22 protein-coding genes are annotated in these 24,000 nt (G+C 62.7%); 10 read left to right on the top strand and 12 right to left on the bottom strand.

The window, feature by feature from the left end:
• Positions 1–133: 133 nt before the first annotated feature.
• Together X757_RS155980 and X757_RS155985 are read right to left on the bottom strand one after the other, a co-directional pair.
• Positions 134–502: a GFA family protein gene (locus X757_RS155980; protein WP_023667471.1), complete on the bottom strand. Its 369-nt coding sequence runs from the start codon at positions 500–502 to the stop codon at positions 134–136.
• Between the two features lie 147 nt (positions 503–649).
• A complete protein-coding gene (locus X757_RS155985) occupies positions 650–1,540 on the bottom strand; it encodes a LysR family transcriptional regulator (RefSeq protein WP_023681487.1) in 891 nt (296 codons plus the stop codon).
• Positions 1,541–1,643: 103 nt separating this feature from the next.
• On the opposite strand from X757_RS155985, the gene X757_RS155990 reads away from it, so the two are divergent.
• Positions 1,644–2,513: an NmrA/HSCARG family protein gene (locus tag X757_RS155990; RefSeq protein WP_023667473.1), complete on the top strand. Its 870-nt coding sequence runs from the start codon at positions 1,644–1,646 to the stop codon at positions 2,511–2,513.
• Between the two features lie 54 nt (positions 2,514–2,567).
• On the opposite strand, the gene X757_RS155995 is transcribed toward X757_RS155990, so the two are convergent.
• The 5 genes from X757_RS155995 to X757_RS156015 all read right to left on the bottom strand — a co-directional run bounded on the left by X757_RS155995 (position 2,568) and on the right by X757_RS156015 (position 8,966).
• Complete coding sequence (locus X757_RS155995) at positions 2,568–2,963, bottom strand: hypothetical protein (RefSeq protein WP_023667474.1); 396 nt, start codon at positions 2,961–2,963, stop codon at positions 2,568–2,570.
• Positions 2,964–3,251: 288 nt separating this feature from the next.
• Positions 3,252–3,671 (bottom strand): GFA family protein, encoded by a 420-nt coding sequence (locus X757_RS156000; protein ID WP_023667475.1) that lies wholly within the window; start codon positions 3,669–3,671, stop codon positions 3,252–3,254.
• Positions 3,672–3,777: 106 nt separating this feature from the next.
• Positions 3,778–4,909, bottom strand: a protein-coding gene (prfB, locus tag X757_RS156005) for a peptide chain release factor 2 (protein ID WP_155922402.1) whose coding sequence is annotated in 2 segments (ribosomal slippage) — positions 3,778–4,842 and positions 4,844–4,909 — 1,131 coding nt in all. Because the reading frame shifts where the segments join, the coding sequence is not laid out codon by codon here.
• A 130-nt stretch (positions 4,910–5,039) separates the two neighbouring features.
• Positions 5,040–7,496 carry a penicillin-binding protein 1A gene (locus X757_RS156010; protein WP_023725771.1) on the bottom strand — a complete coding sequence of 819 codons (2,457 nt, stop codon included), beginning with the start codon at positions 7,494–7,496 and terminating at the stop codon, positions 5,040–5,042.
• A 210-nt stretch (positions 7,497–7,706) separates the two neighbouring features.
• Positions 7,707–8,966 carry an N-acetylmuramoyl-L-alanine amidase gene (locus tag X757_RS156015; RefSeq protein ID WP_023725770.1) on the bottom strand — a complete coding sequence of 420 codons (1,260 nt, stop codon included), beginning with the start codon at positions 8,964–8,966 and terminating at the stop codon, positions 7,707–7,709.
• A gap of 647 nt (positions 8,967–9,613) precedes the next feature.
• Between X757_RS156015 and X757_RS156020 the strand changes: the two genes are divergently transcribed.
• Positions 9,614–12,532, top strand: coding sequence for a ribonuclease E/G (locus X757_RS156020; RefSeq protein WP_023691224.1), 2,919 nt, complete (start codon positions 9,614–9,616; stop codon positions 12,530–12,532).
• A 93-nt stretch (positions 12,533–12,625) separates the two neighbouring features.
• Here X757_RS156020 and X757_RS156025 read toward each other — a convergent pair whose 3' ends face one another.
• Both X757_RS156025 and X757_RS156030 read right to left on the bottom strand, forming a co-directional pair.
• A complete protein-coding gene (locus X757_RS156025; protein ID WP_023691223.1) occupies positions 12,626–13,555 on the bottom strand; it encodes a glutaminase in 930 nt (309 codons plus the stop codon).
• A complete protein-coding gene (locus tag X757_RS156030) occupies positions 13,542–14,714 on the bottom strand; it encodes a pyridoxal phosphate-dependent aminotransferase (protein WP_023725769.1) in 1,173 nt (390 codons plus the stop codon). The genes X757_RS156025 and X757_RS156030 overlap by 14 nt, the downstream gene beginning before the upstream one ends.
• Positions 14,715–14,866: 152 nt before the next feature.
• Between X757_RS156030 and X757_RS156035 the strand changes: the two genes are divergently transcribed.
• From X757_RS156035 to aat, 6 genes are all read left to right on the top strand, one after another.
• Entirely contained in the window at positions 14,867–16,279 is a 1,413-nt protein-coding gene (locus X757_RS156035; RefSeq protein ID WP_023725768.1) for a M48 family metalloprotease, read from the top strand.
• Between the two features lie 58 nt (positions 16,280–16,337).
• Positions 16,338–17,141: a DsbA family protein gene (locus X757_RS156040; RefSeq protein WP_023667484.1), complete on the top strand. Its 804-nt coding sequence runs from the start codon at positions 16,338–16,340 to the stop codon at positions 17,139–17,141.
• 150 nt (positions 17,142–17,291) lie between these two features.
• Complete coding sequence (gene aroQ, locus X757_RS156045; protein WP_023667485.1) at positions 17,292–17,726, top strand: type II 3-dehydroquinate dehydratase; 435 nt, start codon at positions 17,292–17,294, stop codon at positions 17,724–17,726.
• A 26-nt stretch (positions 17,727–17,752) separates the two neighbouring features.
• Positions 17,753–18,217, top strand: a complete 465-nt coding sequence (accB, locus tag X757_RS156050; protein WP_023681496.1) for an acetyl-CoA carboxylase biotin carboxyl carrier protein — start codon at positions 17,753–17,755, stop codon at positions 18,215–18,217.
• A gap of 10 nt (positions 18,218–18,227) precedes the next feature.
• Positions 18,228–19,571, top strand: a complete 1,344-nt coding sequence (gene accC / locus X757_RS156055) for an acetyl-CoA carboxylase biotin carboxylase subunit (RefSeq protein WP_023681497.1) — start codon at positions 18,228–18,230, stop codon at positions 19,569–19,571.
• A gap of 27 nt (positions 19,572–19,598) precedes the next feature.
• A complete protein-coding gene (aat, locus tag X757_RS156060) occupies positions 19,599–20,216 on the top strand; it encodes a leucyl/phenylalanyl-tRNA--protein transferase (protein WP_023710574.1) in 618 nt (205 codons plus the stop codon).
• 42 nt (positions 20,217–20,258) lie between these two features.
• Here the strand turns inward: aat and X757_RS156065 are convergent, their stop codons facing one another.
• The 3 genes from X757_RS156065 to X757_RS156075 all read right to left on the bottom strand — a co-directional run bounded on the left by X757_RS156065 (position 20,259) and on the right by X757_RS156075 (position 21,783).
• Positions 20,259–20,642 carry a hypothetical protein gene (locus X757_RS156065; RefSeq protein ID WP_023667489.1) on the bottom strand — a complete coding sequence of 128 codons (384 nt, stop codon included), beginning with the start codon at positions 20,640–20,642 and terminating at the stop codon, positions 20,259–20,261.
• Positions 20,643–20,717: 75 nt separating this feature from the next.
• The gene (locus X757_RS156070) at positions 20,718–21,269 is read right to left on the bottom strand and encodes a DUF2155 domain-containing protein (protein ID WP_023681499.1); all 552 of its coding nucleotides are present in this window, start codon (positions 21,267–21,269) and stop codon (positions 20,718–20,720) included.
• Between the two features lie 115 nt (positions 21,270–21,384).
• Positions 21,385–21,783, bottom strand: coding sequence for an NADH:ubiquinone oxidoreductase subunit NDUFA12 (locus X757_RS156075; protein ID WP_023710575.1), 399 nt, complete (start codon positions 21,781–21,783; stop codon positions 21,385–21,387).
• 325 nt (positions 21,784–22,108) lie between these two features.
• Between X757_RS156075 and panB the strand changes: the two genes are divergently transcribed.
• Positions 22,109–22,939 carry a 3-methyl-2-oxobutanoate hydroxymethyltransferase gene (gene panB / locus X757_RS156080; RefSeq protein WP_023725767.1) on the top strand — a complete coding sequence of 277 codons (831 nt, stop codon included), beginning with the start codon at positions 22,109–22,111 and terminating at the stop codon, positions 22,937–22,939.
• Positions 22,940–22,950: 11 nt separating this feature from the next.
• Complete coding sequence (panC, locus tag X757_RS156085) at positions 22,951–23,808, top strand: pantoate--beta-alanine ligase (protein WP_023725766.1); 858 nt, start codon at positions 22,951–22,953, stop codon at positions 23,806–23,808.
• Positions 23,809–24,000: the final 192 nt, after the last annotated feature.

Genomic DNA, 24,000 nt, shown 5'->3' with positions numbered 1-24,000 from the left:
AAGCGCGGCCTTTGCGGCTCGCGCATATAAGCCCTTCTCCGGTCTTGTAACATGAAATGCGGCGAAAAACCGAGCGGCGAAAGCGGCTTCTCCCCGCTCGCGCCACACTTCCGCTTCGGTGGCTGGTGCTGGCCTACCAGAGGTTCTTGCCGTCAATGACGACCACCTCGACCTTGTCGAGGTCGAAATCGTCGAACAGCCGCGAATTGACTGAGATCTTGGGATTGTCGAAGTCCGGTTTTCCGGTCGACCAGTCCGGCGTTTCGGTGAAGGTGCCGCAGCCGCAAATGGCGCAAAACCCGTGTTTGACGGTCTTCGATCCCCATTGATAGAAGGAAACGTTTTCCGGCGAGCTGGTGAGCTTGAATTGCGACGGAACGTAGTAAGCCCACAGCGAACCGCGCTTGGAGCAGAACGAGCAGGTGCATTGTGTTACCGTCTCGGGCGCCTGCGAAACCTCGAACGTCGTCGCCTTGCAATGACAGCTGGCCTTGATGGTCATGAAAAGCTTTCCTCTCCGTTGCCCGCCACCCATGCGGCAAGGCACCATAAAGGAAGGCTCCTGACAACTGTCTGTCAGCAGGCTCCGGTCGATCGAGCCGAGCGGCGCTCTGGCTGAAGCAGGCCCGTCGTCACCTCCCAATCGTCGTCACCTGCCGATATAGGCGGCCAGTTCGTCCGGCGTCCCGTTTGGGAAAGCCTGTTTCAGAAAATCCAGGAACGCCGACACGCGCGCGCTGAGCAGCCGCCGGGAGGGGTAGAGCGTCCATAGAGAAATTTCGGGGCCGTCAATATCCCCCCAATTCACCAGTGTGCCGTCAGCCAGGTCGTGGGCCACCAACGAAATGGGAAGCCGTCCTGCGCCGATGCCGGCTCGCACCGCATCCCGGACCATGATGAGCGTCGACAAGGCGAGGACCGGCTCGATTCTAAGTGTTGCCCGGCCACCTGGTGTCTTCACCTGCCATGTTTGCCGCTCGCCTGTCCCGCGCGCAACGCCAGGAGCGGCGAGCCCATCGGCCGGGCGAGGAAGGTCCGGGCTCGCCACAACGACCAGGCGGTCGCGGAGAAACGCCCGTCCGACCAGGCTTTCATCGGGATCCGGATTGACCCGGATTACCAGATCGTAGCCTTCCTCGATCATGTCGACATGCCGGTCTTCGGTGGTCACTTCAAGCCTCACCTCAGGATACCTCAGGGCAAATCCCGCGGCGATCCTCCCCATTGCAGTCTGCGAAAAATGCAAAGGCGCGCTGATCCGCAATCTGCCCTTGGGTCTCTGGCCGCCCGAGGCAATCGCCGATGCCGTCTCGTCCAGCTCGGCAAGCAACGCCCCCGTCCGCTCGAAGAGCGCCCGTCCTTCTTCGGTCAGCTTCAGGTTACGCGCACCCCGTTCGAACAGACGCAGATCGAGACTGCTTTCCAATTCGCCAACGCGCCGGGACAATGTTGCCTTGGGCCGGCCGGTGGACCTTGCCGCTTTGCCGAAGCCGCCATGGCGAGCCACGAGGTTAAAATCGGCAAGGGCTAAAAGATCCATGACTGTCCCACCAGTGAGACGACGTGTCTAAAATTGCCGTCTACTGGGCTCTTTGTGAGCCACACATATTGGGGCTGTCAAGCAACCCAACAGGAGAAATTCCATGACCATTCTCGTTACCGGCGCCACCGGCAATATCGGCCGCCAAGTCGTCGAACAGCTCGCCAAGCGCGGCGCCGATGTGCGTGCTCTCGTGCGCGATCCGTCGAAAACCAGTTTTCCGGCAGGCGTATCCGTCGTGCAAGGCGACTTTCTCGATGTCGATTCGCTGCGCAAAGCCATGTCTGGCGTTTCCACGCTGTTCCTCTTGAACGCCGTGGTGCCGGACGAATTCACCCAGGCTTTGATCGCCTTGAATGTCGCCCGATCGGCCGGCATCGAGCGGATCGTCTATCTCTCGGTGATCCACGCTGACGTCTATGTGAACGTGCCGCATTTCGCGGGCAAGTTCGGCGTGGAGCGAATGATCGAACAGATGGACTTCAAAGCTACGATCTTGCGCCCGGCCTACTTCATCCAGAACGATCTGACGGTCGAAGACGTCATCACCGGCTACGGCACCTACCCAATGCCGATCGGCCCCAAGGGTCTCGCCATGATCGATGCCCGCGATATCGCCGAGATCGCCGCTCTTGAGCTGCTGCGTCGCGAACGGTCCAAGGAGCCGCTTGCGTTCGAGAGGATCAACCTCGTCGGTCCGCAGACACTGACCGGGACGGACATTGCCGCAATCTGGTCAGACGTACTCGCCCGCCCGATCAGCTACAGCGGCGACAATACGGAGGGTTTTGAGCAAAATCTCAAGCAGTTCCTGCCCGCCTGGATGGCCTACGACATGCGCCTGATGGGCGAGCGTTTCTTTACCGACGGGATGCTGCCCGAGACCGGCGACGTCGAGCGCCTGACGGCACTTCTGGGTCGCCCACTGCGGCCGTATCGCGACTTCGCCTCAGCACTCGCTGCTTCCGTCTGACGCAAGCGCCTTCAGCACCAAGGCCGGCCTTCCGATGAGAACTGCCAACAGAACTCAGTAGGAACGCGGTGGCACGAACAGGCAGATCGTCTTGCCTGCGTCGAGGCCGGCCTGGTGCGCGCACCAGTGGAAATCGCCGTCGGGTGAGTCCTTGACCCGCTTGTCGCTCATCGGCACGACCTCCCCCGTTCCGGCGATGACATAGCCCTCCGGCTTTTCCAGCACCTCGCCGGTATGGGTGGTACGGCAGTCGTAGTTTGCGCAGCAGGCGAAGGGATAACTCCAGCCTTGCGGCTTCGCCGCCGTAGGCTTGGCGTCATGGGCGAAGGCGGGTGCGGTCAGCACCGCAGCAAGCATCGCGATTGCAAAGATCGGGGTCACGAACAAGGAAAACAGGAGTCGGCCAGCCGGTTGAACGGCTCTGGCCGATCGGAGAGTGGCAGCAGACATGGAAGCGTTCCTTTCAAACGAGCATCAAGCGTTTCGCTTGCCCGTTCCCGGAACGTGTCTTCCCAGTGGCCGGATCGTCAGGTCGCAGATATGCCGCGTCCGGCCATAAATGCTTTTTCTCTTCCAGCCCTCGGATGCTGGGCTGATTCCTAGGCTGGCGCAAGAAGTTGCTGCGCGAGGCCGCCACATCTACGCCGCTATCTGCAACCGCTGACGAGATCCAAGGCCAGGCTCAACTCCCGGCAGACGGGCATCGAAACAACGGGATTGGCCGAATGTGGTTCCAGCCTATACTTCGCCTGGACCGGCGACCACATGCCCTTCATATTGCGGCAAGTCGTCGGCGATGGTGAACCATGGCGCTTTGGAGCCGACGAAGATGTGCGCGGTCGGCCGGATCGTCGGATCGTCGACCAGCGTGCCCATGGCGACATGGACATAGGCGCCGTCGCGGACCAGCGAATACAGCAACGAGCCGCAGCGGCTGCAATGCGCATCGTGGCCGCTGTCATCGCCGAAATGGATGAGCCCGTGATGCCCTTCGGCAAGGGCAAGTTTCTCGCGCTCGATGCCGGCGAAGGGCTTGAAGGCGGAACCTGTGGTGCGCCGGCAGTTCGAACAATGGCAGATCGCGGCATAGACGAACTCGTCCGCCACTTCATACTGAACCGTGCCGCAAAAGCATTTGCCGGTGAGCCTGCGAGTCATGGTTCCTCCTTCGCTCCCCCGCCAAGGGATGTTCTTATTCAAGAAAGTGGCGGAAGCGCAGGTATCATCCATTCGCAGGCCGGCCTCAGCTGAATATGAACATATCCTAGTCGAGGTCGGCCACGGCTTCACCGGCACCGCCCTCGATGCGCTGCGACAACGAGGCTTCCATGAAGTCGTCGAGGTCGCCGTCGAGCACGCTCGACGGGCTGGTGCTCTCGACGCCGGTGCGCAGGTCCTTCACCAACTGGTAGGGCTGCAGCACATAGGAACGAATCTGGTGACCCCAGCCGATGTCGCTCTTCGACGCTTCTGTGGCATTGGCCACCGCTTCGCGCTTCTTCAGCTCTTCCTCGTAAAGGCGCGAGCGCAGCATTTCCCAGGCCTTCGCCTTGTTCTTGTGCTGCGAGCGTTCGGCCTGGCAGGCAACCGCGATGCCGGTGGCGATATGGGTGATGCGAACCGCCGAGTCCGTGGTGTTGACGTGCTGGCCGCCCGAACCGGATGAGCGGTAGGTGTCGATGCGTACATCCGATTCCGAGACGTCGATCTCGATCCTGTCATCGACGACCGGGTAGACCCAGACGCTGGAGAAGGACGTGTGGCGGCGCGCATTGCTGTCATAGGGTGAAATGCGGACCAGGCGATGAACGCCCGACTCGGTCTTCAGCCAGCCATAGGCATTGTGGCCCTTGATCAGGAGCGTGGCGGACTTGATGCCGGCCTCTTCGCCGTCATGGACTTCCAGCACTTCGACCTTGAAACGGCGACGCTCGGCCCAGCGCGTGTACATGCGCAGAAGCATCGAGGCCCAGTCCTGGCTCTCGGTGCCGCCGGCGCCGGCATGGACTTCGAGATAGGTGTCGTTGGCGTCGGCCTCGCCCGACAGCAGCGTCTCGACCTGGCGGGCCTTGGCCTCGCCCTGCATCGAGCGGAGGGCTGCTTCCGCCTCGGCGATCACGCTCTGGTCGCCCTCTTCCTCACCCAGTTCGATCAGGCCGATATTGTCTTCCAGCGCCTGAGTCAGGCTTTTGACGCCGGCGATCCCGTCTTCGAGGCCTTGGCGCTCGCGCATCAGCTTTTGCGCTTCCAGCGGATCATTCCAGAGGCTGGAATCCTCGGCGCGCACGTTCAGGTATTCAAGCCGCTTTATAGCCTGATCCCAGTCAAAGATGCCTCCTCAGCAGGGTGATCGCCTGCCTGATCTCGTCGACAATATTCTGCGTTTCCGCGCGCATGGCTGGTTGTTCTGTCCTGTTTTCGAAGTGGCGCTTGGGTCGGCGCGATACATAGGCACGGCATTGCTGCCTGTAAAGCGAAATGGGCCGGCTCAACAAGCCAGCCCATTCGACGTAAAAAATCAGGTCGTCAGTAGAGTCCGCCGCCGGGTGCCTGGATGGCTTCCGTTGCCTGCGGCGATAGCGGTCCGCCGGCGCCGTTGGACCCGTCGGCGCCCATGCCGATCACCCAATAGCTGTCGGCTGGGCCGGTGCCAGGCTTGAAGGCTTCGATGATGGTGCCGGGATCGCCCGACGCGGCACGCATGCCGGTCTTGCGGTTGATCGCGACCAGGTTCATGCCTTCCGGCACCTTGAAGTCGACATTCGGCGTGCCGTCCAGCGCAACGCGCATGAAGTCCTTGAAGATAGGTGCCGCCAGACCGCCGCCGGTGGCGCCATGGCCGAGACCGCGCGGCGTGTCGTAACCCATGTAAAGGCCGACGACGAGGTTCGGCGTATAGCCGATGAACCAGGCGTCCTTCTCGTCATTGGTCGTTCCGGTCTTGCCGGCGATGTGGCGGCCAAGCTCGGCGATGGTGGCGCCGGTACCGCGCTGGACGACGCCTTCCATCATCGAGGTGATCTGGTAGGCGGTCATCGGATCGAGCACCTGCTCGGAATTGTCGACCAGTTCCGGTTCGGGCTGGTTGTTCCATTCGGGCGCATTGCAACCTTCGCAGCCGCGCTCGTCCTGCTTGAACACGGTCTTGCCGTAGCGGTCCTGGATGCGGTCGATGAGCGAGGGTTTGATCGACTTGCCGCCATTGGCCATGATCGAATAGGCCGACACCATGCGCATCACCGTCGTCTCGCCGGAACCCAGCGCCATCGGCAGATACGGCGCCAGATGGTCGTAGACGCCGAAACGCTCGGCATATTCCACCACCAGCTTCATTCCCATGTCGTTGGCGAGCCGCACCGTCATCAAATTGCGCGACTTTTCGATACCGGAGCGCAAGGTCGCGGGGCCGGCCACCGTGCCGTCATAGTTCTTCGGCGTCCAGGTCGTGTTGCCGCTCTGGATGGTGATCGGTCCGTCCATGATAACCGAGGCCGGCGTATAGCCATTGTCGAGCGCGGCCGAATAGACGATCGGCTTGAAGGACGATCCCGGCTGGCGCATCGCCTGCGTGGCGCGATTGAACTCCGACTGCGCATAGGAGAAGCCGCCGACCATGGCCAGCACGCGGCCGGTATGTGGATCCATGGCGATCAAGCCGCCCTCCACTTCCGGCACCTGGCGCAACGTGTAGGCGGCTTCCGACCCTTCGTTCTTCTGCACGAAGATGACGTCGCCGGGCTGCAGTACATCGGCCGGAGACTTGGCCTTGACGGTCTTGCCATCGACCACATGGCGCATGGCAAAGCTCATGTCTTCCTTGCTGACGGCGCCTTCGATGCGTTCCTTGACGATATCGCCCGAAATCTGCCGCGTCGGCTGCAGGCCGATGGAAAGGCCGGTCGCCGAGCTGTCGAGCACGACGGCAAGCGACCATTCCGGCACGTCTTCCAGCCCCTTGACGTTGCCCAGCGCCACGCCCCAGTCGCCGGAAGCATCGATATGCGTCACCGGTCCGCGATAGCCGCGCAGCGTGTCGTATTTGAGCAAGCCGTTCTGCATCGACTTGCGGGCGATGAGCTGGATCTTCGGATCGAGTGTCGTGCGCACCGAAAGGCCGCCCTCATAGAGCGCGTTCTCGCCATAGCGCGAGATGATCTGGCGGCGCACTTCCTCGGTGAAATATTCGCCCGCAAACAGATAGGAGCCATTGCGGCGCGGAGTCACGCCGAGCGGCTCGGCCTTGGCCTTGTCGCCTTCCTCGCGCGTCACGTAGCCGTTCTCGACCATCTGGTCGATGACCCAGTTGCGGCGCTCGATGGCGCGGTCGGCATGCTTGAAGGGATGGTAGTTGTTGGGCCCCTTCGGCAGCGACGCCAGATAGGCGGCTTCCGCGACGGTGAGTTCGTTGACCGACTTGTCGAAATAGGTCAGTGCCGCGCCCGCAACGCCATAGGCGCCGAAACCGAAGAAGATTTCGTTGAGATAGAGCTCAAGGATGCGGTCCTTCGAATAAGCCTGCTCGATGCGGAAGGCCAGGATCATCTCCTTGATCTTGCGCTCGTAGGTCTGGTCCGAGGACAAGAGGAAGTTCTTCGCCACCTGCTGGGTGATGGTCGAGGCGCCGACCTGGCGCCTGCCCGAACCCAGATTCTGCAGGTTGACGTAGATGGCGCGGCCAAGCCCGGTGATGTCGATGCCGGGATGGTTGTAGAAATTCTTGTCCTCGGCCGACAGGAACGCCGCCTTGACCCGGTCCGGAACCGCCTGGATCGGCAGATAGAGCCGCCGTTCGCGCGCATATTCGGCCATCAGCGAGCCGTCGGAAGCATGGATGCGGGTCGTCACCGGCGGCTCGTACTTGGCCAGAACCTCGTAGTCGGGCAGGTCTTTCGATAGATGGCTGATGTATATCGCCACGCCCGCGGCGACGATAAGCGCCAGCGTCGTGCCGATACCAAAGAAATAGCCGATAAGACGAATCATGCCCGCTCCAGTCCGAGGTCCGGGAATTTCCTAGACGAAGCCTTTCGCGCAAGCCTTCGCAACTGTCCCGATCCGTGATGGAAAACCCATGTCGCCACCATGTGGGCAAAATACGGCAGTGCCCGGTTTCGGCATCCCCCACCGGAAATAAAAGCGCCTGGTGTTGTCCCCGTGCAACGCTGCCTCCGGTCGTGGGCGGCGGCGACCATCTCAGCCTCCGGTTCCCGTTCCCATCTTGGCGGAGGCAAACAGGGCGACGGCGTTGGTGATGCTCTGCGCCGCCTTGCCGCGCCAGTCGGCGTCGAGCAGTTGCGCCTCATCCTTGGCGTTCGAGAGATAGCCGAGTTCCACCAGCACCGACGGCACATCGGGCGCTTTCAGCACTTTGAAGCCGGCCGAACGCTGCGGATTGTTGATCAGGCCGACGCTGGTGGACAACTGGCCGACCAGAGTGTGGGCAAAGCTCATCGAGAAATTATGCGTCTCGCGGCGGATCAGGTCGATCAGTATGTCGGTGACTTCCTTGTTGTCGTCCTTGATCACCATGCCGGCGAACTGGTCGGAGAGGTTTTCACGGTCGGCAAGCGCCTGCGCTTGCGGATCGGACGCCTTGTCGGAGACGGTATAGACGGTGGCGCCTCTGATACCCTTGACGCTGATCGTGTCGGCATGGATCGAGATCAAAAGGTCAGCCTCGTGCTGCCGGGCGATGCGCACGCGGTCATCGAGCCGCAGGAACTCGTCGGTGTCGCGCGTCATGAACACGTCGTAGTTGCCGACGGTGGCGAGCTTGTCGCGCAATTCAGTGGCAAAGGCCAAGGTCACGTTCTTCTCGATGGTGCCGTTGAGGCCTTCGGCGCCACCGTCGATGCCGCCATGGCCGGGATCGATGACGATGGTGAAGCGATGCCCGGGATTGGAGATCGGCCCTGTGCCGACCCTGGAGCCCTTGTCGGTGGAGACGGTCGAGCCAGTGGTCAGCGCCTGGTTGGCAAGGGCTTCGTCGAACTCGCGGTCGGAGGCTGCCGACATGTCGATGGCGATGCGATAGCCTGCGCCGTCCTGGTTCTTGAGCACCTCGAGCTTGTCGACCGAGAACGGCCCCTTGCCGGTCAGGATCAGCCGCGATCCCTCGCCCTGATCGCCATAACGCACCGCTTTGACTAGGCCGCGGGCCTTGGCGTCCTTCGCGCCAATGGCGAATCGGGTGCGCGGCAGGTCCACGACCAGCCGGTTAGGGCCGCGCAGCAGGAACCATTTGATGTCGGGCTCGCGGTCGAAATCGATGACGATGCGCATCTTGGTTGCGTCGCCGGCCATCTTGTAGGCGGTGGCGCCGAGTGGCGCATCGGCGGCGCGTGAAACCGGCGCAAAAGCAAGGCAAAGCGCCAGCAGCAACAGCACACCGGCAGCGCGCAGGAAACGGCCTGCACGGCCATGGCCCTTGTCTGTGGTGCCCGCCAGTCCCATTTCTTGCAGTCGCTCCTGGTTTGGCGCCTTGCGCCCGCGTGGTTGGTCGAAATGCCGGTCAGGCCGCAGACTCGATTAACGATTGGTATCCAGAGAAGGTTAACCAAGCCTTTTCATTGAGGATTAAGGCCTGTGCTTCCGTTACGGCACTGCTTTTTGCCGGCATCCGAAATCGGGGTTGCCTTCCACCCCGTCAAATCATAAAAGCGATGGTGGATCACTGCAATCCTGGAACCGCTTCTCCCGCAGCTTCCTGCTACAGGTCAGATGAAAGGCGGCTCCTTTCGCTCCAGCGAAAAGGCTTCAGGTGATCGCGACGAATTTCGCAGGTGTGCGCCCGTGGCGGGGGAATCGCCTGCGTGAGGAAAACGGCCGGGTTTGTTCCCGTGCCGGCTCTGTATGAGCAAACAAGCTGGTCCGGTTCGTCCGGGCTTTGGTTCAAAAGGTTCTGCTGGTGACGATGGCTTCAAGCGCAATCATGGAAAGGTCCGCATCAAACCGCGCCATTGTGGCTGCGGGCGGCACCGCCATGGCGCTCAAGCGGCGTCCGGCGGACATTCAGACATCCGGCACCCACATCCCAGACACGCAGCAGCGGGCTTTGCCTCGCAAGCTGCGGCTGACGGCTGCCGGGAGGAAACGAAATAATGCCCAACAAAATGCTGATAGACGCCTCCCACCCGGAGGAAACACGCGTTGTCGTTATCCGCGGTAACCGTATTGAAGAATTCGACTTTGAATCTCAGGACAAGAAGCAGCTCAAAGGAAACATCTATCTCGCCCGCGTAACGCGTGTCGAACCTTCCCTCCAGGCAGCCTTTGTCGAATATGGCGGCAACCGTCACGGTTTCCTCGCCTTCAGTGAAATTCACCCCGACTATTACCAGATCCCGGTCGCCGATCGTCAGGCTTTGCTGCGCGCCGAAGCGCAGGAAGCCGAGGACGAGGAGAACGAGGACAATGACGGCGACGACCGCCAGAGTCGCGATCGCGGCCGGCGCGGCCGCCGGCGCGGCGGCAAGGGTCGTGAGCGCGGCGAACACAAGCGCGACGCCGGCGCCGATGATGAAAACGGCGAACATGGCGATGCCGGCAGCGATGCCGTCTCCGAAGCGCCTGCTTCCGAGCATGCCGCGGCCAATACCGCCGGGCATGACGATCATGCCGGGCATGGCGACAGCGAAGCCTCCGACGCCGAGACATCCGGGACCGAACCGTCGGAAGGCGGCCCGACATCGATCGCGGCAAGCGTCGAAGCGGATGTGATCTCCGAAGCTGTCCCTGCGGCGGAGCCGGGTGACGAAAGGTCGTCCAGCGAGGCAAGTGGCGAAGCCACCTCCGAGGACAATGATCGCGGCATGCTGGAAGAGGTGCAGTCCTCGCATCCGGACGACCACGAGATCGAATCCGTAGGCGCCGAGGATGCGCTGGAAGAGGTGCGCAGCCGCCGCAAGCCGGTGCGCCGCCAGTACAAGATTCAGGAAGTCATCAAGCGCCGGCAGATCCTGCTGGTGCAGGTGGTCAAGGAAGAGCGCGGCAACAAGGGCGCTGCACTCACCACCTATCTGTCGCTTGCCGGCCGCTATTCCGTGCTGATGCCCAACACCGCACGCGGCGGCGGCATTTCGCGCAAGATCACCAGTGCGGTCGACCGCAAGCGCCTCAAGGAGGTCGTTGCCGATCTCGAAGTGCCGCAGGGCATGGGCGTCATCCTGCGCACCGCCGGCGAAAGCCGCACCAAGGCGGAAATCAAGCGCGACTACGAATATCTGATGCGGCTTTGGGAAAACGTCCGCAATCTGACGCTGCAATCCACCGCCCCTGCCCTCGTCTATGAGGAAGGCAGCCTGATCAAGCGCTCGGTGCGCGACCTCTACAACAAGGATATTGACGAGATTCTTGTCTCCGGCGAGGAAGGCTACCGCGAGGCCAAGGATTTCATGCGCATGCTGATGCCGAGCCACGCCAAGGTGGTTCAGCCGTTCCGCGACACGACGCCGATCTTCGTGCGCAACGGGATCGAGGCGCAGCTCGACCGCATGCTGCAGCCGCAGGTGACGCTGAAGAGCGGCGGCTACATCATCATCAACCAGACCGAGGCGCTGGTCGCCATCGACGTCAATTCGGGCCGCTCCACCAAGGAGCACTCGATCGAGGACACCGCTCTCCACACCAACCTTGAAGCGGCGGAAGAAGTCGCCAGGCAATTAAGGCTGCGCGATCTCGCCGGCCTGATCGTCATCGACTTCATCGACATGGAGGAGAACCGCAACAACCGCTCCGTCGAGAAGCGGCTGAAGGATCACCTCAAGAACGACCGAGCCCGCATCCAAGTCGGCCGCATCTCGCATTTCGGCCTGATGGAGATGTCGCGCCAGCGCATCCGCGCCAGCGTGCTGGAATCAACCATGAAGCCGTGCCCTCATTGCGGCGGCACTGGCCATGTGCGCTCCGATTCGTCGGTGGCGCTGATGGTGGTGCGGGCGATCGAGGAATTCCTGCTCAAGGATTCGCGCAGCCACATCACGGTGCGGACCCCGGCGGCGACCGCTCTCTATGTGCTCAACCACAAGCGCGGCACGCTGGTGGAACTCGAAAGCCGCTTTGGCCTGACCATCACCGTCGAGGCCGATGATACGGTCGGTGTGCAGCACTACGCGATCTTCCGCGGCGCCATTGCCGAAAAGCCGGAAGGCTTTGTCGAAGCGCGAACCTTCCCGGCCTATGTCGAGCCGGAAGAGCCCGAGGACGAGATCGTCATCGAGGAGGAAGACGACGAGGTTGTGGTACAGGCCGAGCAGCCGCGCCAGGCGCAGCCGCAATCGCAGCAGCAGCAGCCGAGATCGGCTGAGGACGGCGAAGGCCGCGACCGCAAGCGTCGCAAGCGCCGCAGGCGGCGCGGCGGCAAGGATCGCGAACGCGAACATGGCGATCGCGAGCATGGCGCCGAAGGTGCTTCGGTTTCGGCGGCAAGCGACGACTTTGCCGCTGAACCAGGCGATGACGATGCAACACAGCAAGACGAAGCCCAGGTTGGCGCCGTCGAAACGGTGGAAGCATCAGATGACGCCCAGGGCAAGAAGCGCCGTCGCGGCAAGCGCGGCGGCAAGCGCAATCGTCGCGAAGACGGCACGGAGACCGAAGCCGGCGAAACCGCCTCGGTGGCCGAGGCCGCTGAAGTCGGAACGGCCGCAAGCGAGCCCGTAGCAGCCGTAGCGGTTGAAGAAGCGGCGGCTCCCGCCGCGGCGAACGACGACGCTCCAGCCGAAAAGCCGAAGAAGAAGCGCGCTTCAAGGGCAAAGAAGGCTGTGGTGGAAGTCGCCGATGAGACGGCGGCCGAGGCTGCACCGGAAGCTGCCGTCGAAGCTGCCGCCCCCGCTGCGGCCGATGCCGCCACGGAAACGACCGTCGACGACGAGCCCGCCAAGGCTCGCCCGTCACGGCGCAAAGCCGTGGCCGCGGATACCTCCGCGGTGCCGGTGGTTTCCTCCAGCGTTGCCGACGAGGCAAAGGCCGAGGAAAAGCCGAAGCGCGCCGGCTGGTGGCAGCGGAAGGGCTTTTTCTAAGCTATTCAGCCGATTAAGATTGGTTCCTGACAAAAATCCCGCGCCGTTCAAACCACGGCGCGGGGTTTTTGCATGCACGAATGACGGAAGGCGTCAGGGGGCGAAAATCGACCAGTTCATCATCCTGGCCAGTTTTTCCAAGGCGATCGACCCCAGCTTGGAATTGCCGTTGGCGTTCAAGCCCGGCGACCATACGGCGAGCGAAGCAACACCCGGCACGATCCCCAATATGCCACCGCCGACGCCGCTTTTGCCGGGAATGCCGACACGGAAGGCGAAATCGCCGGAACCGTCATAGTGGCCGCAGGTCAGCATCATGGCGCCGATGCGCCGCGCCCGCTCGGCAGACACCACGGAGTGCCCGGTTGCCGGGTTTCTGCCGCCATTGGCGAGGAAGCGGCCGGCCAGCGCCAATTGCCGGCAGCTCATTGCGATGGCGCAATGGTGGAAGTACACGCCCAGCGCCAGCTCCGGTGCATGGTTGAGATTGCCGAAGGATTTCATGTAGTTGGCAAGCGCGAAGTTGCGATAGCCGGTGGCGCGTTCGGAAGCCGCGACCTCGCGGTCGATGATGATGGTTTCGTCATCGGCAAGGAACTGGATGAAGCGCAGGATTTCGCCGATCGCCTCGCGCGGCTGGTGGCCGGCAAGCAGTATGTCGGACACGACGATGGCGCCGGCATTGATGAACGGATTGCGCGGAATGCCGTTCTCATGCTCGAGTTGCACGATCGAGTTGAACGGATTGCCTGACGGCTCGCGTCCGACACGCTGCCACAGCGCGTCGCCGACATTGCCGAGCGCCAACGTAAGCGTAAACACCTTGGAGATGGACTGGATCGAAAACGCCTGGTCGGCGTCGCCGGCGACCAGCACGCGGCCGTCATTGGTCACGGCGGCAATGCCGAATTTCTTCGGATCGACCTTGCCGAGCTGCGGAATGTAGGTGGCGACGTCACCGCAATCGGTGCGCTCGGCCATCTCGGCGGCGACATCGGCCAGCGCTTGTTCAAGATCCGGCATGCTCGTCCCCGCTTTTCAGCCAGCGCTCGATGCGCGCCATCGCCTCGACCATGTCGTCATGGCTGCCGGCATAGGAAAAGCGCATCGTGCGGTGGCCCTGAAGTGGATCGAAATCGCGGCCGGGCGTCGCCGCCACATGCGCCCCGGCCAGCATCTTGCGCGCAAAGGCCATGCTGTCATTGGTATGCCGGGTAACATCGCAGAAAGCGTAGAAGGCGCCGTCCATCGGCGCCGCCAAGGGAAATCCGAGTTCCGGCAGGCGCCGCATCAACAGCTCGCGGTTCCAGGCGTAGCGCGCCTTTACCGCTTCCAGCTCTTGCGTCGCCTTGAAGGCTTCGATCGCCGCGATCTGCGACAGTTCCGGCGGCGAGATGTAGAGGCTCTGGGCGATGCGCTCGATCGGCCTCACCAGAGCTTCCGGCAGCACCATCCAGCCGATGCGCCATCCGGTCATGCAATAATATTTCGAGAAGGAATTGATCACCGTCACGCCTGAGCCATGGGCCAGCGCCGTGGTGTCGGGCGCGGCATAGGCCAGCCGGTGATAAATTTCGTCCGATATCACCGCGATGCCGAGTTCTTCGGCTGTCCTCACCAGTGCCGACAACTCGTCGACGGGAATGACCGCACCTGTCGGATTGGCCGGGCTGGCGAACAACACGCCCTTCAGCGGTTTTTCCCGGTGCGCCGATTTCAAATGTTCGGCATGAAGATAGGCGTCGCTGCCGAGCTCGATCTCGACGATCTGGATACCGAGCGCGGCCATGATGTTGCGGTAGGCCGGATAGCCGGGTGCTGCGATGGCGACGCGGTCGCCGGGATCGAACATCGCCAGGAATGCCAGATTGAAGGCGGCCGACGATCCCGTGGTCACGGCGATCCGGTTCGGCGCGACATCGATCCCGTAATGGTCGCCACAATGCGTCGCGATCGCCTTACGCAGATCCGCCAGACCGAGTGTGTCGGTATAGCCGATGCGTCCGATCCTCAGCGCATTTGCGGCTGCTTCCCTCACGCCCACGGGCGCCGGATCGGATGGCTGGCCGACGGCCATGGAGACGACAGGCACGCCCGTCGCCTTCAGCCGGTTGGCTTCGGCCAGAATGTCCATGGCGTGAAACGGCTCGACTTCACCGCGGCGCGACAGCGAAACTACCATTTGACCTCAATCTTTCCGTCCGGCCCGCCGCTCAAAGCCATCAACCGGCGGCAGCGCCGCACAAATGCCCGATTGATGTGAGGATCACAAGTTCGCCTAGTTTCGGTGCCGTGACTTTTCATCGTTCGCGCGCTCGTTTACCAGTGGACCTCATGCTGAGCCGACCCAAATCAACGATGTCCAAATCTTCCATCGGGAAGACAGCGCGCGGCTTCGCGACGCTTTTGCTTGCCGCCGCCGTCGCTGTCACCGGCTCGGTGACGGCCTTCGCCCAGGCGGTGCCGGTCGTGCGCGATGCCGAGATCGAGGCGCTGGTGCGCGACTATGCGCGGCCGATCTTCAAGGCGGCCGGTCTTGCCAATGACGGTGTCGATATCGTTCTGGTCAACGATCAGAGCTTCAACGCCTTCGTCACCGGGCGCCGGCTGTTCATCAACACCGGCGCGCTGATGCAGGCAGAAACGCCCAACGAGATCATCGGCGTCATCGCCCATGAGGCCGGCCACATCGCAGGCGGCCATCAGCAGAAATTACGCGACCAGCTCGAGCGCGCCAAGACCATGGCCATCATCGCCACGCTGCTTGGCGCCGGCGCCATCGTTGCCGGCGCCACCACCAACAGCCGCGGCCTTGCCGGCGCCGGCATGGGCGTGGCCGCGGGCGGCGGCGAGATGGCGCAGCGCAGCATTCTTGCCTACCAGCGCACCGAAGAGTCGACCGCCGACCGCTCTGCCATCACCTATCTCAATGCCACCGGCCAGTCCGGCATGGGCATGCTGAAGACCTTCGCCCGCTTCCAGACCGCGCTGTCGCTGTCCGGCACGCAGGTCGATCCCTACCGCATCAGCCACCCGATGCCGCAGGAGCGCATCGCCAATCTCGAAGTGCTGGTCAAGCAGAGCCCCAATGTCGACAAGGTCGATCCGCCGGCACTGCAGCAGCGGCACGACATGATGCGCATCAAGATCGCCGCCTATATGGGCGGCCAGGCCGCGGCCACGCGGCTGATCCGCAAGGCCCCGGGCAGCCTCGCCTCGCGCTATGGCGAAGCGCAGATGGCCTATCTCTACGGCAATCTGGGCGCGGCGCTGACCAAGGCCAATGCACTGATCAAGGAACAGCCGAAGAACCCCTACTTCCAGGAAATGCGCGGCGACATACTGATGAAGGCCAACAAGCCCAAGGACGCCGCGGACGCCTATGCCAAGGCGGTCAGCCTCGATCCGGTGAGGTCGGGCCTGTTGCCCGTTTCTCTCGGCCAGGCGCTGATGGCCATCGGCACGCCCGATTCGCTGAAGAAGGCGGTGGTGCAGATCAACAACGGCCTCGGGCGCGACAAGGAAAACACGGTCGGATACCGCTATCTCGCCCAGGCCTATGGCGAGCTTGGCAACATTCCGGCGGCGGAACTCGCCACCGCCGAGGGCCATTTCTATTCCGGCGATTACACGAATGCGAAAATTTTCGCCATGCGCGCGCAAAAGGACTTGAAGCGTGGCGAACCCGGCTGGATTCGCGCGCAGGACATCATAAACTACAACCCTTCAGGCAAACTCAAGAAATGAACCTTCCGGTCGCCCGCGGCGACTAGGATAGACCGGAACCGGTAAAGAGGATGAGACGATGAACAAGGCAATATTGCTCGGCACGACGGGAGTGGCGGCTGCTCTTGCCATGCTCGCTTTCGGGTTCGTCGCCGGCAGTCCGCAGGTCGCCAAGGCCGGCACGGCGCAGACCGTGCAAACCGCCTCTGCCGACACCAAGATCGATCGCACTGAGGTCGAGGGCATTATCCGCGACTATCTCCTGAAGAACCCCGAAGTGCTGCTCGAAGTGCAGGAGGCGCTCGAGGCCAAGCAGAAGGAAGAGCAGCGCATAGCCAGCCTCGGCGTCATCGAGAAGGCCAAGTCCGAGATTTTCAACTCGACCTTCGACGGCGTCGTCGGCAATCCGAAGGGCAAGGTCACCATCGTCGAATTCTACGACTACAATTGCGGCTTCTGCAAACGCGCCATCGACGACATGCAGGCTCTGACAAAGGCCGATCCGGAACTGCGCTTCGTGCTCAAGGAATTCCCGATCCTCGGGCCGGATTCGCAAAAGGCCAGCGTCGTCTCGATGGCTTTCCACCTGATGCATCCGGAGAAATACGGCGAGTTCCACAACGCCCTGCTCGGCGGCCAGGGCCGCGCCACCGAGGCGGCGGCCATCAAGGTTGCGCTGTCGCTAGGCGCCGATGAGGCGAAATTGCGCGAGAAGATGAAGGATCCGACCATCACCGAGGCTTTCTCCAAGACCTTCGACCTCGCCAACAAGCTGGCCATCACCGGAACGCCTTCCTACGTGGTCGGCAATGAGGTGGTGTTCGGGGCGCTCGGCCAGGAAGTGCTGGCTGAAAAGATCGAGGCGGCGAAAGCCGCGCTCTGATCTTGCACGCGAGCCTATTTCTCACGGGCACATTTCCGCCTGTTGTGGACAGTGAAAGATCGCACTTGTGCTCTTTCCGCGGGCGGCTATGCCCATTATAGAAGGCCCTGCGCGCCGGCTTGAGGCCGGCGTCGGAAAAGGTCGGCATTTTTGAAAACGATTTTCGTCCTGAACGGCCCCAACCTGAACGCGCTCGGCAAGCGCGAGCCGGGCATCTATGGCGGCAAGACGCTTGCCGCGATCGCCGACGACTGCAAGCAGGCGGGCGCCGCGCTTGGCCTCGAGATTGATTTTCGCCAGTCGAACCATGAGGGCGACCTCGTCGACTGGATCCAGGAAGCCGGCGACAAGGCAGCCGGCATCGTCATCAATCCGGGTGCCTACAGCCACACCTCGATTGCCATTCACGACGCCATCCGCGCTGTCGCGCCGCTGCCCGTCGCCGAAGTTCACCTCTCCAACATCCACGCGCGGGAACCATTCCGCCACGTCTCCATGGTCGCGCCGGTCGCTGTCGGCATGATCTGCGGGTTCGGGCCGCTTGGCTACTCGCTGGCGCTGCAGGCGCTGGCGGCACGCCTATGACCGGCCCACAAACAGAAGGCTCGAAAATGTCGATAAAGAAGACCGGTGTTGACCAGCAACTGATCCGCGATCTGGCGGGCATACTGAACGACACCAATCTCACCGAGATCGAAGTCGAGCTCGGCGACCTGAAGGTGCGCGTATCGCGCCAGGCGCCGGCCGTCCACGCCATCGCCGCACCGCAGGCCGGTTATGCTCCGGCAGCGCAGCAGCCCGCGGCCGGCGCGGCTGCCGCACCAGCAGTGGCCGATCCGTCCAAGAACGCGGTCCCCTCGCCGATGGTCGGCACCGCCTATCTCGCGCCCTCGCCCGACGCCAAGGCCTTCATCGAAGTCGGCCAGAAGGTCAAGGAAGGCCAGACGCTGCTGATCATCGAAGCGATGAAGACGATGAACCAGATCCCTTCGCCGCGCGCCGGCACGGTGACGGCGATCCTGTTCGAGGACGGCCAGCCGGTCGAGTACGGCATGCCGCTCGTCGTGATCGAGTAGAGCGGGCCGGATGTTCCAGAAGATCCTCATCGCCAACCGCGGCGAAATCGCGCTTCGGGTGCTGCGCGCCTGCAAGGAACTCGGCATCCAGACCGTGGTCGTGCATTCGACCGCCGACGCTGACGCCATGCATGTCAGGCTCGCCGACGAAAGCGTGTGCATCGGTCCGCCGCCGTCGCGCGACAGCTATCTCAACATCCACCAGATCGTCGCAGCCTGCGAGATCACAGGCGCCGATGCCGTGCATCCGGGCTATGGCTTCCTGTCGGAAAACGCCAAGTTCGCCGACATTCTCGCCGCCCACAACATCACCTTCATCGGCCCGTCGGGCGACCACATCCGCATCATGGGCGACAAGATCGAGGCCAAGCGCACCGCAAAGCGGCTCGGCATTCCGGTTGTGCCGGGCTCCGACGGCGCCGTCACCGATCAAAAGGAAGCTAGGCGCATTGCCGCCGAGATCGGCTATCCCGTGATCATCAAGGCATCGGCAGGCGGTGGCGGGCGCGGTATGAAGGTCGCCCTTACCGAGGCTGACCTTGAGATCGCCTTGCAGACAGCGAGCACGGAAGCGGGAGCCGCCTTCGGCGACGATGCCGTCTACATCGAGAAATACCTGGAAAAGCCGCGCCACATCGAGGTGCAGGTATTCGGCGACGGCGCCGGCCGCGGCGTGCATTTCGGCGAGCGCGACTGTTCGCTGCAACGCCGCCACCAGAAAGTCTGGGAAGAGGCGCCCTCGCCGGCCCTCAACGCCGAGGAGCGCGCCCGCATCGGCAATATCTGTGCCAAGGCCATCGCCGACCTCGGCTACTCCGGCGCAGGCACCATCGAATTCCTGTACGAGAATGGCGAGTTCTACTTCATCGAGATGAACACGCGGCTGCAGGTCGAGCATCCGGTAACGGAGGCGATCACCGGCATCGATCTCGTCCACGAACAGATCCGCGTCGCCTCCGGCGGCGGGCTTTCGGTGCGCCAGGAGGACATCAAGTTCAACGGCCACGCCATAGAATGCCGCATTAATGCCGAGGACCCGCGCACCTTCACGCCTTCGCCCGGCACGATTACGCATTTCCATACGCCTGGCGGTCTCGGCATCCGCGTCGATTCCGGTGTCTATTCCGGCTACAAGATCCCGCCCTATTATGACAGCCTGATCGGCAAGCTGATCGTGCACGGCCGCAACCGCGTCGAATGCATGATGCGGCTGCGCCGGGCGCTCGACGAGTTCGTCGTCGACGGCATCAAGACGACGCTGCCGCTGTTTCGCGACCTGGTCGGCAATGCCGATATCGCCAATGGCGACTACGACATCCACTGGCTGGAAAAGTATCTGGCCAAAGAGGAATAGCGCCCGACTTGCCGCTATGATGCCGCGATGACCCGTCCTTACGCTCCCGGCTATCGCATTCCGACCGACCTGTTGCTCAAGGCCTATGCCTCGGGCGTCTTCCCGATGGCCGAGAGCGCTTCCGACCCGGAAGTGTTCTGGGTGCGGCCAGAGACGCGCGGCATCATACCGCTCGATGGCTTCCACACGCCGAAGAGCTTGCGGAAGACAATTCGCAAGCACCCGTTCGACATCCGCTTCGATTTCGATTTCGAGGCGACGATCGACGGCTGCGCCGAAAAGCGCGAGGAGCGCCGCTCGACCTGGATCAACGCGCCGATCCGCGAAGCCTATATCGAACTGCACCGTCTGGGGCACTGCCATTCGGTCGAGGCATGGCGCGAGGAACGGCTGGTCGGCGGCCTCTATGGCGTCTCGCTCGGTCGCGTGTTCTTCGGCGAAAGCATGTTCGCCCGGGAAACCGACGCGTCCAAGACCTGCCTGTATCATCTGGTCGAGCGGCTGAAGGCGCGCGGCTTTGCCCTGCTCGACACGCAATTCACCACTGAGCATCTCAAACGCTTCGGCGCGGTCGACGTGCCGCGCGTCAAATACGAGAAGATGTTGGCCGAGGCGCTGAAGGGCGAAGCCGTTTTTTATCCCTGATCGGAGACCGAGCGGCCGAGCCGGCTCGACCGGTGAAAGGGGTCAGCCCTTCGCGGTTTCCATCGGCGTCTGCGAATGGAACATCATCTTCCAGCCGTTGACACGATGAACATAGCCGGTGCTAACCAACGCGGCGTAGGGCTCGCCGTTTTCTCGTGTCGCATGAGCCTCATAGGTCAGCATGATAATGTCGCTGCCGGGCTCGATGATACCCTTGAGGTCGATCTGAAGGTCGCGCCAGCGGTTGGGCTTGGTCGCGGTCTTGGCCAGATCGGCATTGTCCATTGCCTGTGCCATCTCAGGAAATGCTACCAGGCATTCTGTGTCGACATTGGCGGCGTAGTAAGCTTCGTCGCCCGTCCAGAACCCCTTTTCGAGTTCGAGCAGGTCGTCTTTGCTGGCCGTGATCCGTTTGCTGTCCGACATCAGAATATCCTCCAAGCGCATAAATGCGTCATCGTCCATGGTCCAACGCATAGTTGCCACCACGGTTCCGGAGGATCAGTTGGTGTTGGTCGCGTCAGGTTCCGTAGGGTCCGGCTGTTCGGCGGCCGGAGCAGCGGCGGGCTTTGGCTTGGACGTGTCGACCTTGGGCGTCTCGGCATTGGCCGCGTCGGGCGGCGGCACATCCGACTTCTGCTTGCAGCCCTTTAGCCAGACGTCATAGACGGCGTGCTCGACGGCGTTTAGGCCGGGGCTCTCGGCGAACATCCAGCCGGTGAAGATGCGGCGGATCTTGCGGTCGAGCGTGATTTCGTCGACTTCGACGAAGGAATCGGTCTTCGGCTCTTCATTCTCCGGCCGCGAATAGCAGATGCGCGGCGTCACCTGCAAAGCGCCGAACTGCACGGTTTCGTCGATGTAGACATCGAAGGTGATGATACGGCCGGTGATCTTGTCGATGCCGGCAAATTCGGCGACCGGATTGGTGATGCGATCGGAGATTGCGGGTGCTGCCGCAGGCGCCTGCGCCGCGGCAAACGCTGTCGGGAACATGGCGACAGCGCCAATTGCCGCCAGTCCGGCCATCGATGTCAGGCTGAAAATGTTCATGCGGAGATACCGGTGGTTTGGGCCCGGGTGATTCTGTCACGCCCAAGGCTATTCGCCGTTGTCATATCAGCAAGCAGCTAAACGCCAATTGTGGCGACAAAGGACCGGCCGGCGGTCAAGAACCAGGCGTCCACGCATCGTAGTCGCCCGTCACCTGCGGACGGTGCTGATTGGTGAGCACGGAACCCTTCGGGCGATAAGCCGCCGGTGTTCCCGTGAGGTTCGGCTCATGCGCCTTTTCCCATTCGCGCGGCCGATAGTCGTCGCTTGGCGGCGCCACATCGACGCGGTGATGCATCCAGCCGTGCCAGCCCGGAGGGATCGCCGACGCCTCCGAATAATTGGCGTAGATGATCCAGCGGCGGGTGCGGCCTTCCGAATCGACGCCGCCTTCGTAGTAGACATTGCCGGCCCCATCCTGGCCGACCTTGTTGCCGTGGCGCCAGGTGTGAAAACGGGTTCCCAGCGTCTGGCGGTTCCACCAGGTGAAAAACTGCAGAAGGAAAGTTTTCATTCAGATCCTCGCGGGCGCGCGGCGGTGGCTGTTCCCTGCTTATGGCGTCAGGCCTTGGCGAAGGCAAGGGTTTTGCGGCGCCTGCGGCACTGACGGCATGCCGAAACGCTCGGTCATTGGCCGATCCATTTCGCACCTGCGAACCGACGCTTGCCAACCCGGCTGCGTCTTCCTAAAGCTCTCATCGCCCGGCGCTGCCGCATGACCCCGAAAATCGAAATCGATTTTCGGAAAGGATCATGCGCAAACCCAAGTGCTACAGCGTCCTTTGCGCGTCCACGGGACGCGCGGCGCTGTAGTCAACGCCGGCTGCGGGAGGTGAGGAATGGCCTTAGCTGTCGCCAGGATCAGTGCGGAGGCAATACGCGCCCGCAAGGGCGGCGTGCCGATCGTATGCCTTACCGCTTACACCTATCCCGTCGCCCGCCTGCTCGACGATCATGTCGACCTTCTCCTGGTCGGCGACAGCGTTGCCATGGTGCTGCATGGCCACAAGACCACGCTCGGCGCCTCGCTGGAGATGATGATCGCCCATGGCCAGGCCGTGATGCGCGGTTCATCAAAGGCCTGCGTGGTGGTCGATATGCCGGCCGGCAGCTACGAAACTTCGGCCGCGCAAGCCCTTGCCTCGGCGCGCCGCATCTCTGAGGAAACCGGCTGCCAGGCGGTGAAGCTGGAAGGCGGCGTCGAAGTCGCCCTCCAGATCGCGGCAATCGTCGCGGCCGGCATTCCAGTGATGGGCCATATCGGCTTGCAGCCGCAATCGGTGGAAAAGGACGGTGGCTACAAGATCAAGGGCCGCACGCCGGAGAATGTGGCCGCGCTCATGCGCGACGCCGACGCGGTCGAGAAAGCCGGCACGTTTTCGCTGGTCATCGAGGGCACGGTCGAGACCGTTGCCGCCGACCTCACCCGGCGCATTGCCATTCCCACCATTGGCATCGGCGCCAGCCGCGATTGCGACGGCCAGATCCTGGTCATCGACGACATGGTCGGCCTGACGGTCGACCGGGTGCCGAAATTCGTCAAGGAATACGCCGATTTGCGCAGCGCGGTCGCCGATGCCGCGGCGCGTTATGCGGCGGAGGTGCGCAGCCGCACCTTCCCCGGGCCGGGCCACGTCTTTTCAGCCGCGAGCGACAAGGACAAGGCATGAACCGGCCCCCCATCCGCCAGCCGCTCGTCGTCGACACCGTGCCCGGCCTTCGCGCGCAGATCCGCGAATGGCGGCGCGAAGGCCTGAGCGTCGCCATGGTGCCGACCATGGGCGCTTTGCATGACGGCCATATCTCGCTGGTCGGGGCTGCGCTCGCAACGGCCGATCGCTGCGTCGTCTCCATCTTCGTCAACCCGGCCCAGTTCGCCCCCACTGAAGATCTCGACAAGTATCCGCGGCAGCTGGCCCGCGATCTCGACCGGCTGACCGAGGCCGGCGCACAGCTTGCCTTCACGCCTACGGTTTCCGAAATGTATCCGGCAGGCTTTGCGACGAAGATTTCGGTCGGCGGCCCGTCTTCTGGCCTGGAATCGGATTTCAGGCCGACCTTCTTCGAGGGCGTCGTGACGGTCGTGGCCAAGCTCTTTCTGCAAGCCCTGCCCGACTACGCCATCTTCGGCGAAAAAGACTACCAGCAGCTTTGCGTCGTCCGAAAGCTCTGCCGCGATCTTGACCTTCCGGTGGAAATCGTCGGCGCGCCAACCGTGCGCGATGCGCATGGCCTGGCAATGTCGTCGCGCAACGCCTATCTCGACGCCGCCGAACTCGACGTCGCGCGACAGCTCAATGTCATCTTGCGCCAGACGGCGGCAGCGCTCGCGGCCGGTGCCGATGAAAACGGCGTGACCGGTAAAGCCACTGCCGCGCTTCTCGAGGCAGGCTTCGACAGCGTCGACTATGTCGCCGCGCGCGAGAGCCTGACGCTCACCTCGTGGCGGCGTGACGGCGATGGCCGCCTGCTTGCCGCGGCGTGGCTTGGCAGAACCAGGTTGATCGACAATGTGGAAGTTTCCTCATTTATTCCCTGAAAAATTCCAATTCCGTTCACTTTGATTTGTATCGCAGACCGGCCCGAGCGCTCTTAGACAACGGCTCATCAGGCACGTTCTGGCCAGCCCGTAAGCGCTCACAATACACCGAACGCCGCTGTGAGACGTTTCACAGACTTAACCAAGCCGGCTATGTTGTGTGCGACCTCAGGCGGATACAGTGTGTTACCT

Source organism: Mesorhizobium sp. LSHC412B00 (genome assembly GCF_000503035.1).
Classification (GTDB): domain Bacteria; phylum Pseudomonadota; class Alphaproteobacteria; order Rhizobiales; family Rhizobiaceae; genus Mesorhizobium.
The sequence above is the reverse complement of the archived record's forward strand: the minus strand, read 5'-3'. Positions and strand labels throughout refer to the sequence as shown.

Bases quoted from the DNA above. Each gene is read 5' to 3' on its own strand.
- X757_RS155980 (WP_023667471.1), bottom strand. From the start codon at position 502: ATGACCATCAAGGCCAGCTGTCATTGCAAGGCGACGACGTTCGAGGTT.
- X757_RS155985 (WP_023681487.1), bottom strand. From the start codon at position 1,540: ATGGATCTTTTAGCCCTTGCCGATTTTAACCTCGTGGCTCGCCATGGC.
- X757_RS155990 (WP_023667473.1), top strand. From the start codon at position 1,644: ATGACCATTCTCGTTACCGGCGCCACCGGCAATATCGGCCGCCAAGTC.
- X757_RS155995 (WP_023667474.1), bottom strand. From the start codon at position 2,963: ATGTCTGCTGCCACTCTCCGATCGGCCAGAGCCGTTCAACCGGCTGGC.
- X757_RS156000 (WP_023667475.1), bottom strand. From the start codon at position 3,671: ATGACTCGCAGGCTCACCGGCAAATGCTTTTGCGGCACGGTTCAGTAT.
- X757_RS156010 (WP_023725771.1), bottom strand. From the start codon at position 7,496: ATGATTCGTCTTATCGGCTATTTCTTTGGTATCGGCACGACGCTGGCG.
- X757_RS156015 (WP_023725770.1), bottom strand. From the start codon at position 8,966: ATGGGACTGGCGGGCACCACAGACAAGGGCCATGGCCGTGCAGGCCGT.
- X757_RS156020 (WP_023691224.1), top strand. From the start codon at position 9,614: ATGCCCAACAAAATGCTGATAGACGCCTCCCACCCGGAGGAAACACGC.
- X757_RS156025 (WP_023691223.1), bottom strand. From the start codon at position 13,555: ATGCCGGATCTTGAACAAGCGCTGGCCGATGTCGCCGCCGAGATGGCC.
- X757_RS156030 (WP_023725769.1), bottom strand. From the start codon at position 14,714: ATGGTAGTTTCGCTGTCGCGCCGCGGTGAAGTCGAGCCGTTTCACGCC.
- X757_RS156035 (WP_023725768.1), top strand. From the start codon at position 14,867: ATGCTGAGCCGACCCAAATCAACGATGTCCAAATCTTCCATCGGGAAG.
- X757_RS156040 (WP_023667484.1), top strand. From the start codon at position 16,338: ATGAACAAGGCAATATTGCTCGGCACGACGGGAGTGGCGGCTGCTCTT.
- accB (WP_023681496.1), top strand. From the start codon at position 17,753: ATGTCGATAAAGAAGACCGGTGTTGACCAGCAACTGATCCGCGATCTG.
- accC (WP_023681497.1), top strand. From the start codon at position 18,228: ATGTTCCAGAAGATCCTCATCGCCAACCGCGGCGAAATCGCGCTTCGG.
- aat (WP_023710574.1), top strand. From the start codon at position 19,599: ATGACCCGTCCTTACGCTCCCGGCTATCGCATTCCGACCGACCTGTTG.
- X757_RS156065 (WP_023667489.1), bottom strand. From the start codon at position 20,642: ATGTCGGACAGCAAACGGATCACGGCCAGCAAAGACGACCTGCTCGAA.
- X757_RS156070 (WP_023681499.1), bottom strand. From the start codon at position 21,269: ATGAACATTTTCAGCCTGACATCGATGGCCGGACTGGCGGCAATTGGC.
- X757_RS156075 (WP_023710575.1), bottom strand. From the start codon at position 21,783: ATGAAAACTTTCCTTCTGCAGTTTTTCACCTGGTGGAACCGCCAGACG.
- panB (WP_023725767.1), top strand. From the start codon at position 22,109: ATGGCCTTAGCTGTCGCCAGGATCAGTGCGGAGGCAATACGCGCCCGC.